General features: G+C 51.2%; 15 protein-coding genes. 5 read left to right on the top strand and 10 right to left on the bottom strand.

All coding sequences use genetic code 11. The features are described from left to right. Window positions 1–15 precede the first annotated feature (15 nt). Window positions 16–810, top strand: coding sequence for a Fic/DOC family protein (locus ACXZ66_RS04310; protein ID WP_458750676.1), 795 nt, complete (start codon window positions 16–18; stop codon window positions 808–810). 147 nt (window positions 811–957) lie between these two features. Here the strand turns inward: ACXZ66_RS04310 and ACXZ66_RS04315 are convergent, their stop codons facing one another. Continuing rightward, entirely contained in the window at window positions 958–1,158 is a 201-nt protein-coding gene (locus ACXZ66_RS04315; RefSeq protein WP_458750677.1) for a hypothetical protein, read from the bottom strand. Window positions 1,159–1,219: 61 nt separating this feature from the next. Between ACXZ66_RS04315 and ACXZ66_RS04320 the strand changes: the two genes are divergently transcribed. After that, complete coding sequence (locus ACXZ66_RS04320) at window positions 1,220–2,395, top strand: hypothetical protein (protein WP_458750678.1); 1,176 nt, start codon at window positions 1,220–1,222, stop codon at window positions 2,393–2,395. A gap of 210 nt (window positions 2,396–2,605) precedes the next feature. Here the strand turns inward: ACXZ66_RS04320 and ACXZ66_RS04325 are convergent, their stop codons facing one another. From ACXZ66_RS04325 to ACXZ66_RS04340, 4 genes are read right to left on the bottom strand one after another with little or no spacing between them, the layout of a single operon-like run. Continuing rightward, window positions 2,606–2,845, bottom strand: coding sequence for a hypothetical protein (locus tag ACXZ66_RS04325; RefSeq protein ID WP_458750679.1), 240 nt, complete (start codon window positions 2,843–2,845; stop codon window positions 2,606–2,608). A 57-nt stretch (window positions 2,846–2,902) separates the two neighbouring features. Continuing rightward, on the bottom strand, window positions 2,903–3,130 hold the full coding sequence (locus ACXZ66_RS04330; protein ID WP_458750680.1) for a hypothetical protein: 228 nt from the start codon (window positions 3,128–3,130) through the stop codon (window positions 2,903–2,905). Further along, window positions 3,127–3,714 (bottom strand): AAA family ATPase, encoded by a 588-nt coding sequence (locus tag ACXZ66_RS04335; protein ID WP_458750681.1) that lies wholly within the window; start codon window positions 3,712–3,714, stop codon window positions 3,127–3,129. The genes ACXZ66_RS04330 and ACXZ66_RS04335 overlap by 4 nt, the downstream gene beginning before the upstream one ends. 11 nt (window positions 3,715–3,725) lie before the next feature. Next, window positions 3,726–4,379, bottom strand: coding sequence for a tyrosine-type recombinase/integrase (locus tag ACXZ66_RS04340; RefSeq protein ID WP_458751269.1), 654 nt, complete (start codon window positions 4,377–4,379; stop codon window positions 3,726–3,728). On the opposite strand from ACXZ66_RS04340, the gene ACXZ66_RS04345 reads away from it, so the two are divergent. Together ACXZ66_RS04345 and ACXZ66_RS04350 are read left to right on the top strand one after the other, a co-directional pair. Then, window positions 4,326–4,514 (top strand): hypothetical protein, encoded by a 189-nt coding sequence (locus ACXZ66_RS04345; RefSeq protein WP_458751434.1) that lies wholly within the window; start codon window positions 4,326–4,328, stop codon window positions 4,512–4,514. The two genes, ACXZ66_RS04340 and ACXZ66_RS04345, sit on opposite strands and share 54 nt — an antisense overlap. A gap of 1,133 nt (window positions 4,515–5,647) precedes the next feature. Then, complete coding sequence (locus tag ACXZ66_RS04350) at window positions 5,648–6,727, top strand: three-Cys-motif partner protein TcmP (RefSeq protein ID WP_458750682.1); 1,080 nt, start codon at window positions 5,648–5,650, stop codon at window positions 6,725–6,727. On the opposite strand, the gene ACXZ66_RS04355 is transcribed toward ACXZ66_RS04350, so the two are convergent. Then, window positions 6,724–7,470, bottom strand: coding sequence for a DUF5131 family protein (locus ACXZ66_RS04355; RefSeq protein WP_458750683.1), 747 nt, complete (start codon window positions 7,468–7,470; stop codon window positions 6,724–6,726). The genes ACXZ66_RS04350 and ACXZ66_RS04355 overlap by 4 nt on opposite strands. Window positions 7,471–7,725: 255 nt before the next feature. Between ACXZ66_RS04355 and ACXZ66_RS04360 the strand changes: the two genes are divergently transcribed. After that, window positions 7,726–8,316 (top strand): hypothetical protein, encoded by a 591-nt coding sequence (locus ACXZ66_RS04360; protein ID WP_458750684.1) that lies wholly within the window; start codon window positions 7,726–7,728, stop codon window positions 8,314–8,316. Between the two features lie 95 nt (window positions 8,317–8,411). Here the strand turns inward: ACXZ66_RS04360 and ACXZ66_RS04365 are convergent, their stop codons facing one another. The 4 genes from ACXZ66_RS04365 to ACXZ66_RS04380 form a co-directional block, all read right to left on the bottom strand. Continuing rightward, window positions 8,412–8,774, bottom strand: a complete 363-nt coding sequence (locus ACXZ66_RS04365; protein ID WP_458750685.1) for a hypothetical protein — start codon at window positions 8,772–8,774, stop codon at window positions 8,412–8,414. A 436-nt stretch (window positions 8,775–9,210) separates the two neighbouring features. Further along, entirely contained in the window at window positions 9,211–10,002 is a 792-nt protein-coding gene (locus ACXZ66_RS04370; RefSeq protein ID WP_458750686.1) for a hypothetical protein, read from the bottom strand. Window positions 10,003–10,302: 300 nt separating this feature from the next. Further along, complete coding sequence (locus ACXZ66_RS04375) at window positions 10,303–11,541, bottom strand: IS256 family transposase (RefSeq protein ID WP_458749673.1); 1,239 nt, start codon at window positions 11,539–11,541, stop codon at window positions 10,303–10,305. A gap of 473 nt (window positions 11,542–12,014) precedes the next feature. Next, window positions 12,015–12,866 (bottom strand): alpha/beta hydrolase family protein, encoded by an 852-nt coding sequence (locus tag ACXZ66_RS04380; RefSeq protein WP_458750687.1) that lies wholly within the window; start codon window positions 12,864–12,866, stop codon window positions 12,015–12,017. Window positions 12,867–12,871 lie beyond the last annotated feature (5 nt).

Here is a 12,871-nt window from a genome sequence, read left to right on the forward strand (position 1 = left end):
CAGCGCTGGGATCGCTTGATCTACCCAGCCACAGGAACACTGCGCAATCTCTATGGGGTCGAAGAGGAAGAACGCTGGACTGAGCTGGAAAAGGAGTTGGTTAACTATCGTGAATCCCTAATCTCCCCAGGAGGAATCGTCGGTGATGATCTCAGTGAGGAATTGAAGGCCTACCACCATCACCTATTTCAGGATTGCTACACCTGGGCAGGATCCTTTCGTGATGTCGACATGAGCAAAGAGAACTTCCTAACGGGCACCCAAAGCCTCTTCGCGTCGTGGGAAACCATTGAATCGCGCTTGAATGAGTTGGATCCATATCTCTATGCCCTGGAAGATACCGATTTTGCGCGAAAGATGGAGATTTTTGGATACCTCCATTCGGAACTAAATGAAATCCACCCATTTCGAGAAGGTAATGGGCGAACAATTCGCACTTTCATGACACATCTTGCCGGGCGCTATGACATCGTGGTGGATTGGGCAAACGCTAAAGATGCACAAATGATTGCCGCGGCCGGTTCGATGCTGGGTGACGAACTAGATTCGACCCCCTGGAAGAATCTTTACCTACGTATTTGTTCGATCGCGGACTGGACCGACGAGGAGGAGTCGCTAGGAATCTATGACTTGCTCAATGAGGAAGAAGGAGACCTCACGTTTGGTAAGTCTCTAATAGACACGATCGGGTCTCCCAATCTTGACCTTAGCTTCGAGGAAACGAGTGCCCTTGATAGTCAAGTCGAGCCATTGAATGACACATATCCCTTTGGAGTAATGACTAAACGTAACAGCGAGCTTGAGTCATAACATATAACTAATTCATTTTTATGTACTGTGGTGCAGCGTACATCAGTGAGCAAGGCCGCTTCGCGGCCGCGCTAGCCCAACGAGCGAAGCGAGGCGGGGGCTTGAATGGCTAGTAGTGCCAAGAATCAGGCTTCAATGTTACGCACTTCAAAAGCCAAGATCGTCCTTGTCCCATTTGTCTTTAAACTCGTCGTAGTCGATTTGTGAGTACCACGAGGAATAGTGCGTACCGGAAGCATCGACACCATCGGTCCTCGGCGGCGAGGAAAAGGGAGGCTCAACATCAGTATGGGCAGGCGGAGTTGTCTTCTTAGAATCCGCAGCTTGAGTTGATTTCTCAGATGTCATGACACGATGGTATCGCTTTTTTGGAAACATGGTTCCTCCATAATGTTTAGGATATTGATTTATGGGGATTGAGGAGATTCGGCAGTTTGAGTACCTGTCAAAGCAGGTAATCGAGAGTATTCGTGCACTGCCATCCGACTTTGCCATCGAAGGGGAGTTGGCGATCTCGTCCCTGCTGGAGCTGCAACGAGCTTTGGAAATTGAGCGGCTGCGTTCAATGGAAAGGCCGTTGGATCAAGATATTCGTGGTCTACAGCCTCCTCGAGAGGATCTGGACTATGCACTTACATCCCGTGCTGGTTGGGAGATGTTTGGGTTTTCTTCGTCGCTAATGCCCTTCTATTCCTTCCAAACTCATAGATTGCTGGCGACCGAAGTCGCGGCGGGAAGGGCACAAAAGGAGTTCTTTCTTCCGGAAGATGCGTGGAAGTCTCTGAATTGGAAGGTTATCAAGGGCGAGACGCCCATAATCACCCCAGACGGCAAGCTGTTTGGTGAGGGTCAAGTCAAGCCTAGGCCTCGGGTGGAGTTCTTGGAGCCAAGGGTAGTGTTTCACCCTAGTCGAGTAGTCCACGCTTCCAACCATGGACTCCAAGCTCGCCTTCTTGAATTTCTGGATTCTCAAGACGTTGAGGTGCATTTCGTAGATCCCTATTGGTTGAATGGCAAGGTATCTGAGCTACAGGTTTCGAAGGACAAAAGAATACTCTATTTGGGCAATCGTGTTGATGAACAGAAACAGCTTCGCGCCTTGGTGCGAGGGTGTGTGGAAGCCGCTCTTTGTACCTTTGACACTCCAAACTTGGCACATACGAAGCCTGTCATGAATCCGCTGTTGGCGTCTGCTGTCTTTCATGCAGTCGCTTATGCCAACAATCTCACTACTAGGCCTTACTCCACATCATTCCTCAAAGAATGGCCATCGAGGCTGGACCCATCCGACGTTGGTAAGTGGGCCCAGGTCGTTGAGGTTTACTCGTCAGAGCTGCTTTCGGCCACGGCGATTGAGACATCTCCGGCGTCAACCCTAGAATCCCTCGTCCTCGATCTCACCTCCCAGACACAGGATGCAACGAACGAAGACGATCAAGCCTTACTTCCCGGTCGACACCTGGTTGACCTCGTTCAAAATGGACAATCTACCGGTCAAAGGCACTCGCACCATTGGGGCATGACAGAAACAAATCAAGCCGATTCGGTCACAGTGCTAACTGAGCGTGAGGGCTTGGAACTCTAGAGTCCCGCGGCTAGCTTGATATAAGTGCAGCAATATAGCAAGCTATCAAGATAACCATCAATCCAGTGTTGAGTGTGGGGTACCGGCCCGCGATTGTTTGAAGACGTGTTCCTCATCGGCTGAACGCAGACCGGTACTACACTGTTAAAGAGCAAGGCCGCTTTGCGGCCGCGCTAGCCCAACGAGCGAAGTGAGGCGGGAGTTTGGCTGTTAGGGCTCGCGGAGCTTGCTTATAGCGCTAGTGACTCCCATCTCGAATGTGGCTAGCTGTGGAAGAGGTGCTGCTTGCACTTCGGTGGCCACATCTTCCCATTCGATCCCGATTGTCTTAAGGTGCCAGGCAAGCTCACTCGCCATATCTTCAATCAAGTTGATGTACTCGTTGTGATCGTCGACGGCAATGTAGCGTGCATCTTGGAGTTGCTTGACTGCTTGGCGCAAGGGGGACATTCTCATTCCTTTCAGAGTTAAGTTGCTAACAAGCTATGTTCCTAGGTTGGTAACAAGTTAGTTCGATAGGTTGTTAGATTGGTTGTTTTCGAGGTGCCTGCGGATTAGATCCGTGACAATTTCGGTCACTGTAGTGTCCTGATCGGCTGCTAGTCTGCGTAAATCTCGCTTCATCTCTGGTGTGATTCGCACGTTGAGTTGCACCTCTTGCTTGGACACTTTCTGCATTGACTGTGCTGCGCTGGTTATCGGCTTGCTTCTGGTGGGCCGGCGCATAGAGGTCATCGTTCAATCTCCTTGATGAGCTCGGCAAGGATGGAATCGTAGCCATAAAGCTTCTGTGGGACTTGGCCAAATGTCTTTTTGATAGCTTCACGCTGGGGGATACCGATCCTGAAGGTCGCTATGTGTTCTTCCTCGAGAGCTTCTCGCAGTTCCTGAAGGGAGTTGGTATTCGGGATGACTGAGGTTAGTAGGACCGTCAGTGGGGTTTGGCCGACTAGATCAGTTGTAGACCACATACGGTTGACCTCGATCGTGGACGGGCGGGTAGGCACGATGACGTGGTCGGCTACATGGATGGCTGCGTCGATGATGCCGGATTCACCTGGAGGACAGTCAATGATGATCCACTCACTGCCTGTTGTCTTGGTTCGGCTGATCGAACGTGCATTTGCTGGCACGGCCACGAAGGGCAGGGGAGTGCCTGCATCTTCTGCCTGTTGAGCCCATTCCGTCGCGGATCCCTGGGGATCTCCATCGAGTACGTGGACCTGCTTGCCCTGGTTCGCGAGGGCGGTGGCGAGGTATATGGCCGAGGTGGTTTTTCCAGTCCCACCTTTGAGGTTGCAGAGGGTGACGATAGGCACGATATCTCCTTCTAGAGTCTTGCGGATTGAACGAGTCCGCGGATGTCAGTCGATGCTTTGGTGTACCGCTGTGTGGTTTCGATGGATTCATGGCCAAGGGCTTCTTGAATCGCGATGATGTCTTGGGACTCCGCGTATGCGGTTGTGGCGAAACGGTGACGTAGGGTGTGCAGTGTCCAATTGTCTGGAAGGTTTTTCGCCGCGAGTTTCCCTACCCACCTCGGGGAGAGATGCCCGTGGAAGTTTCCTGGGAACAACCATTTTTGGTTCTGGATGTGTCGACTCATGTCGAACATCAGATCTGGGGGAATAGGAAGAACGCGGTCTTTTTGCCCCTTCCCATGGACGGTGAGGATTCCCCATCCATCACTGGCTGGTTGGATGTCCGTTGCCGCAATTGAGGCAATTTCCGCACTACGTAGTCCAAGCTCCGCAGCGAGACGAAGAATTAGTTTGAGGCGCTCATTCGGCGTCGATAACGCCTCTCGGATTGCAACGTCTGGTGCTGGCCTCGGTGGAGGAACGGGCCGCTTTATGGATTTTAAGAGAATCGATGGGTCCTCGCATTCGTGACGTAGGGAGCGCCATTGGAAGAACAAACGAGTTGACGCATGATAGGAGTTCCGCGTCTCAGGTGCCCAATCCCTGCTACCGCTCCACCTCACGAGGTCCTCACTTGTAACGTCATGGGGCCGATCAACCCCACACTGCCTGGCAAGCGTGCGCAGATGTCGTATGCGGGTGTCGATGGTGGCGGGCGTGCGGCCTTGCGCTCTGAGGAAGAGTTCGAAGTCGAGTAGCTCGGGTTCCCATTCCGTCGGGATCGGCTTAAGCGCGGGTCTTTTCGAAACAAGCATGATCCTTTAGCGTCCCGCAAGAGCTCCCTCTCGGTGGCCATATCCGCCTCAAAAACCGCAGTTTTTACGATACGGGGGGAGCCAAAACACCCACACTCAGGATATTTTGATAGCTTGTTAGCTTGATAAAAAAGCAGCAAGCTAGCTAAAAGTTCAAAAAAAATACGTCGAAGCGAACGAGTTATGCGCCAGTAAATAGCCCATAACCCAGAGGTCGTAGGTTCAAATCCTGCCCCCGCTACCAACTTCTTTCGAAACGCCCTCTGACTAGGTCTTTTAAAGATCGGGTCGGAGGGTGTTTTTATGTTTTGTGTGCAAAAGTGCACATAGTTACCCTAAAAGGTGCCCTAAGGTGTCGAGTTTATCCGGTTTAGTTTTAGGTTGTCGCAAATTCAGGATGACCATCGTTTGGAATTAAATAGTTGCTCGTCCTCTTTCTGAGCATGGGGACTTCGGTGGCGATTGAGAGGGCGGGGCCATCGCCTCTTTAAATTTTCAATTATCATTCGCAGATTGTTACCCGCCAATCGAGCCGCTATCTCAGCCGCAATAGAAATGGAATAGGTCATCCCGTGTACGGAGTCTTAGTCGATTGCTCTAGATTTTGCTGTCTCGATGATCTGTCGTAACTTATCGAGGAGTTCTGGGCTTCATTGACGCTTTGGAGGTTTGCACCCCCGGGAATCCGAACATCCTAGTTTGGAATCGATGAGATTGTCGCTCTCGTCAATATGCGGAAAAGCTCCCATGTTGTCCTAAAACTGCGGATATCGCTTGGTATGGGCTCGAATTTCCGCGGGCGGAATTTATCCAGATTTCAGAACACCCAACGTATTGCGATGGATAGTTCGAGGAAATAGAGCAGGATACAGAGATTCCAAGAGCATACGATGAATCCGGAACGCTTAGGTTGGGATTGGCTTGTGAACTTCGGTGTTGCTGTTGCTCGTTACCCTAGCCTTTGGATTTTCTTATTCCGATTCAATCCCTTTGGATTTGTTTAACTCTAAGCTAGTGGTGACTGCTTTTATCAATATTTGTATTTGTCTTAACGTTTGCCGATGGAGGTGGAATCTATGCCAATTAAACACACGGAAACGTTGTGGGACATCGAGCCTCACACAAAAGCGAAACACGAGATTCTAAAAAGGTATCTCAATCCATGGTTCGTCATCATGGGAAAGTGGAACGATTTAATACTGTTCGTAGATGGGTTCGCAGGTCCAGGCCGATATCAAAACGATGAACCTGGCTCTCCAAAAATTGCATGTAATGCAGCTATTCAAAATAAGAGCTCGCAACCAAATTCCAGAATAAAGCTGCTTTTCAACGAAGAGGATTCGAATCGATTCGAAGAACTTGAGAATTGGGCTGCTGAAACTAAGCCATTGTTGCCGGACAAAGTTGATATCTACGCAAGAAATATGAACTTTGCCGATCTTGCCACTGAGATCGTGTCGGGAAGACAAAGCAAAAAACAAGTCCCGACTTTTGCATTTATTGACCCTTTCGGATTCAAAGACGTACCCCTTGATCTGATTTCCAAATTAGTTGAGCATGAGAAATCCGAGCTCTTTATACTTTTCTCATTTAACGCAGTTAATCGATGGATCAAAACAAAAAGCCAAAAGGATAATCTTGATGCCCTATTTGGGTGCGAAGATTACTCGCAATGTGATGGTATGTCTCCGCCTGATAGAAAGATTTTTCTCGCTGATTTATACGAAAGGCAACTCAAAAAGGTCTGTAGGTTCGAGTATGTGAGCAGATTTGAGATGAAGAAACGAGATGGAAATAGGACAAGCTATTTCTTGTATCACTGCACTCGAAATTTGAAAGGGCTCGAAGTTATGAAAGACGCGATGTGGGCCGTGGACCCAGAGACTGGTTCACAGTTTTCGTATCGTATTGAAGAGTTAGAACCACTATTCGAAGTTCCACTAGATCTGGACAAGATCCTCAAAAAGGAGTTTCGGGGAAAAACAGTTCCTGTCGAGGAATTGGAAAAATATGTGTTAACAGATACCCGCTACGCAAGAAAGCATTTAAGAAAGGGCGCTCTCCTCCCAATGGAGCAAAGGGGAGAAATTGAAATACAAAATCGGAAGCGGAAAAATACTTTCCCCCGAGGAAGCAGGATCAAATTTTCGGCCTAAGAAGAATTGGCGCTCGGAAACTCGTTCCAGACGATTCCATCCAATTCGCGACCTAGCTTCTTAGGACTCTGACCGCCCCACTGCTTGAAGAAAAAGGGCACTTCAGCAATCTCACATGCGTCGCGGATGCCGCGGGCCCATGAAATATCCATTGGACGATAATGGGCTCCAGATTCTCCACCAGCAATCACCCAATCAATGTTTCTCAAGTCAATTCCGTCTAGCGGGCCCAACAACGGTTCACATGAAAGGAAGCGCACGGCAGCTGGGATTTCGCGTAGGTGGTCGATGCGACGATAAACTTCAGATGATTCCACCGAAACCCCAATCCAACAATTGCTAGGAAAATCAAGCTTTGGTGCGAGGCGTTTCAGACGAAGGGATCGTTTGGTGAGCACTTGGTATGTGTGTTGGGGGGTATCTCGCATCACATCAAAAACCGACTGGATAAACGCCAGTGGAACTTTCGCATGGAACAGGTCCGACATGGAGTTTACAAAAACGACTCGGGGAGACCTCCAGGAATATGGTTCTTGAAGGGTTGATGGATGGATTGTAATTCCAAACCCTGGGCCTGATGTTCGAGGATCTCCGTCATTTTGGTATTTTTTTGAACCCATTGCCTTCAAACGCTTGGACATAGTCAGCGCGTAACAATTATCACAACCCGCTGATATGCGATCACAGCCTGTTACTGGATTCCAAGTGACTTCAGTCCATTCGATACTCGACCGATTAGCCATGGGGCCTCCCTCTAGTAGCAGACCAAGACGAAAAACAAGGTGACAACTGCTCAAACAAAGCATATCCAAGAAGAGACTGCTTTCGTTAGAACACTCAGGCGAAGCTTTACGTAAATTAGGATAAGTTCGTTATACGGCTGGAAATCTAGATAGTATCTGTATTTAGTTATCACTTATCTTTGATCTGCTGGTCCCCTTTGCTTAACCATTGGCTGTTCCGACTCTCAAATTTGGACATTTGAAAGTAGTCTAATTATGAAAAATCTCCTTCCCTTATTGGCTGTAGCTGCTTTGACACTTGCGGGTTGTACCTCGGGAGATGTCAAAGATAGTTTGACTGAAAGTCCGACGAGTGAAACCTCTAGCAAAGTCACCTCGACTTCTTCGCCCAGTGCTTCCAGTACCACCATGGTCGCAGAATCAACCGTGGCGGAACTTAATGATGAAGTGCCCCAAAGTTCAATGACTGCTTCAGCTGTGGTTGAAACGCCACCATCGGTAGCGCAGTCACCTGAGCCGTATATTGTGGAGTGCTCCGAGGGGACACCCGGACCGACCGTGATGTCAGATGGCACTGTGCAATTTACGGATTACTGCTTTAATCTCCTTGGCGGACCAGCGTATATGGAGCAGGAAAGTAGGTCGGGATTAAACCCAGATGCGATCCCATATGCCGATGGCGGTACTTGTCCTGCCTATATTTGTGGATATGGCACTGATGAAAATGGAAACCCTAATCCTTCATCCGGTGAGCTTCAGCTGATGGACGGGTGTGAAAAGGGCTATATCGACGATCCACAACGGTGTGGTGCCGTCGCTGAAAAAGCCGCTCAATACGGTTGGTAATTTTTCTCATCTAGTCCTTACAGGTTCGAGTCCTAGTGGGGAGAGCCAAGCGTGTCAGTGCTAGTTGAGAACTGCACGAGGCGAATGCCGTTGTTCTAGTTTAGGTCTTGAGGTGGGTTCTTACGGATTTGGAATGAAGTGGTATCCAGGAGATTTCCAATTGGCCTTCCTTTGTGGTCTTGGACTTCCAATGTAGAGATCTGGCTACGAAGGTATGCACCTTGGGCGTTGGTGAGTCCGAACTCGGTTGCGTAGAATTCTTCGATATTGCCTTGAAAGGGCGCTACAGCAGCGGGCCATTCATTGGAGCGTCGGAAATGGAGAGTTTCGACAGTGATCACCATATGGCCATTGTTGGATTCCACCTCGGTGACAGCTTGGGCCAAAACGACACCAGCATTTGCTCTGCCGTTGATCCATTCCTTAATGATTTTTTCGGGCGAAGGAAACTGAGACATTATTGATCCAATCTTTCGGCGAATAGAGCAAACCTTAAAATAGCAAGCGCCGAGGACAGCTGGCGACGTAACCAGAACAAGTGATCGAATAATAATGTCGAAATCCTCTAAGAGGCGAACGTCGGTGCCGCGACCTACTAGCGCTTCCTCGACACATAAAAGCCGTAGATATCCAGCGCTTTGGCACGAGGTATGAGCTGATCCGCCGGTTGCCCTGTTCGAAAATCCTACACTGGATAACGCTCTCGAAGACCAGCCATCTCGTCCAAATGTTCAATGTCAACAGTGTGAAGTATACGGAAAGTGTCGGCATTCGCACGGTCCCAAGCTCGACGCTCGCATTGATTATCCGCCGAGCTTTTGAATGATTTCACAAAATACGTGTCAATGGAGGGGAGACAGCCCCACACTCCATTCATCACCTTGGAGACAAGTATCAAAGATCGCCCACCCTCGGGCAATAGAGCTGCGGTGAGATTGGACCAAGCGCCTTTTCGATCATGATTGCCATGTGTACTTGAACCTTGGGCCCAGTGTCGGTTTTCCCTCTGAGCTGATCAATTATCTTGCGAAGTTCCGTCAACCCAGATTTCGCCTCCTGCTGAATCAGGCTATCCTGCCTAGATTGATCCGTACTCTGATGAGCCAACAACACGATACGAGTTAGTGAATCAGCAACACCGTTATGCAATGCTTTTGCGACATCAATACGAGTCTGAATCTCCGCTAACTCAACTACTGCTTCTTTTTCCCTAATCAGAGATCTATTGAGTCGTCGGTAAAGTGCAATCACAATTGAGATGAGGATTCCCAACACTGCAAACAAGAACTGGCCAACCCATGAGACTGACCAAGCTGTTAGGGGATTGCCAAGGCAAAACCACGCCAAAACAATCAAAATCGAACAACCACCCGCCAGCCATCGAGCATTCGTTAGTTGAATTTCAATTACGAAGAACACAAGCACCGCAACGAATACTCCATACTCAACTTCTGCGACAAGAAGTCCCGCAACAACACACAAAAGCACACCTGTTGACCGAATACCACTTTCTGGTGCCAAAATCATGGCCCAAATTAAGAAAGACCCCGCCACAATGAGTTGCCACCCGGGATATTCTTCTGAGAGTGAAATTCCCACCGTGGCTGCAAACAACAGTGCAAAGCCGATGAGCGCTTCCAGCTTCCCATCAGTGTTTTGAAAAATACGTAGTAGTTGAGGCGTCACGACTTCCAGTCCACCACAGAAACTTTCGAGTCCATCAACTTGGTAGCTATTTGGCTACCCCCGAAGTTGAGCTTTGTTCTGACGGGGGTCTACTTCGAGTTACTTAGTTGTCCAAGAGAGGTCCTAGAACTCGGTTGCTCATAATCTGAGAATTGCCCACGTACACAGATTCTGAGAGGAACCCCGGAAAATGAGGCCTAAGAATAGGGTCAAGTCCGCGGGAGTGGTGTTTCTGCCTTTCGATAAAACAAGCAGCGTGACGACCTCAGGGACCGGCACGAGCTCGATGCTGGCGCGGGCTCATGCAACCTCCTGAGTGGATTCCCTGGCGTCGATCACAGAGCTGGCCATCATCGCCTTCGTCTGCTCCAGGCTCGTCAACGACATGTAGCGCTTCTGCTGGATCCAATCATCGTGCTGCTCCGCCAACACGGCACCGACGAGGCGGACGACGGCGTCGCGGTTGGGGAAGATCCCGACGACATCGGTGCGCCGGCGGATCTCCCGGTTCAACCGCTCGGTCGGGTTGTTCGACCACACCTTCGTCCACACGGCCTTCGGCGCGTTCGTGAACGCCAGCAGCTCATCGAGGGACTCCTCGAGGTAGTCCGCGACATGGGGGAACTTCTGCTCACAGAAGCCCACCACCTCCCGTGCCTGATCCCACACAGCCTGGGCGTCGGGTTGCTGAAAGATCGTCTGGAACATCGCCGACAATGTCGGCCACTGCGTCTTGGGCACAAGGCCGGAGAGGTTCTTCGAAAAATGCGTCCGGCACCGCTGCCAGGACGCGTTGGGCAGGACGTCGCTGATGGCGTGCTGGATGCCCAGGTGCGCGTCGCTGGTGACCAGGTACACCTGATCCAGGCCCCGGGCCTTGAGGTCGCGGAAGAACCCGGTCCAGGAGGCCACAGACTCGGATGTGGCGACCTGCATACCGAGTAACTCGCGGTAGCCTTCGGCATTGACGCCGGTGGCCAGCAGGACGGAGGTTTTGACCACGCGGCCGCCTTCACGGACCTTCATCGTCAGCGCGTCGCATGAAACATACAGGTAGGGTCCGGTATCCAGGGGCCGGGTCCGGAAGTCCTCGACCATGACGTCGAGGTCTTTGGCCATCTCTGACACCTGTGATTTCGACAGGTTGTTGATCCCCAAGCTGGCGACCAGGTCGTTCATCCTGCGGGTGGAGACACCTTTGAGGTAGCAGGTGGCGATCACGGTGGTCAGGGCCCGTTCGGCCCGGGTGCGTCGTTCCAGCAGCCAGTCGGGGAAGAACGAACCGGTACGCAGCTTGGGCACGGCGACGTCGATGGTGCCAACCCGGGTGTCGAGGTCGCGGTGGCGGTAGCCGTTGCGGACGTTGGTGCGGGACTCGGATGTGGTGGCGTATTCGGCGCCGCAGATCTGGTCGGCCTGGGTGGACAGGATCTGGTTGATGAAGCCCTGGAGCATCTGTCTCATCAGGTCCGGGGAGGCTTGAGACAGCAGGTCGTCGAGATAGGTGGTGGGGTCGATAGAATGGGGGCCAGCGGCCATCGTGGTGTCCCTTTCGAGGAGATGTAGGAGTTGATTCGAAAGGTACTGCGGTGGTCGCCTCGTGCATTCATGAGGGTTGTCACCGGCAGTTACAGATACACCACGCTAACGGACGCAACCAAGAATAGAAAGAGAATGAACTCTAACAAATGGATCAAGCCGACCATTTACGGGTTAAGTATTTTCACCGGAATTACAGGTTCTATCGCTTCAGGGATTACAGGCGGGTTAATTCTGCCTTTAATCATCGGCGTCGGGGCCGGAGGGGCCGTCGGTTGGTGGATAAACCAGATTGTTAAGACCCGAAGCTAGGTCGTTACTAGTCAACGACGTTCGAAACTATCAATTGATTCAGATAATCGATCTTTGGGTTTCTAGGCCAGCGCCCACCAACCAGAATGTCCCGATCGATTTACGGGCAACCCCAATTATCACAGGTGAGTTTGAGGTTTCCCATCTGCGTCGCTAGTCACCTACACACCCTGCTCGTTGAGAATATCGGCAAGCAGGTCTACCTTCGGCAGCGTGTAGTGATCATAGCCCTCGACAATATCGGTGTGGACGTTGGTGAACCCGTGGCTCTCGTACCAGTGAGAGCCTCGTCGCAAAGCTCGAACGGCGTTGAAGCCGTCGCGTGACGTCGTGCCATCGTCGTTCGACCCGACCACCCAATATAGAGGTGTGGTTTGGCGGTATTGGCCATCGAAAGTTGGGTCCTGATCCGTGGGCGCGCCACCACCGGCGAACATGATCGCACCGCCGGTGACATTGTTTGGGCTCGCGTGCAGCAGCGAGTAACTGATCATCTCCGAACCCCCGGAGTACCCCGACCACCAGATTTTCTGTGGGTCAAGGTCGTAGTCAGAGATTAGCTTTACGACGAGTGCGTCCAACCAATTCTGGTTGACAGAGAGTTGATGCCACCATGTTTCCTGCGTTGTGTCGGGTGTGTGGGGCACCACCGTGATCAGATTGTGCTGGGCAGCAACAGCCGCAGCGCAGGTAGCGAAGCCGTTGGGCGAGTCGTATTCTGCGGCGCCATCTCCGTGGAGGTGAATGAGAACTCCTACGGGCTGGGATTCGTCGATACCATGCGCGAAAACGTGATAGTGGGAGCTCAAGTTGTTGGAATCGGTGAGTTCTTCTCCGAGGGCGACGTCGCTCTGAGTCTCGGCAATTGCGGGAGCCGAGGCGTTGGGGGAATCGCTGGTTGTCCACCTCGTGCAGTCCGCGAGTGGCTGCTCATTTTGTGATGTTCGGCTCCGACTGAGGGCGAATATGGCGGCACCGAGAAGAATCGCCACGATGACAATGATTGTAAGCAAGAAAA

It is taken from the genome of Corynebacterium sp. S7, from assembly GCF_054401105.1.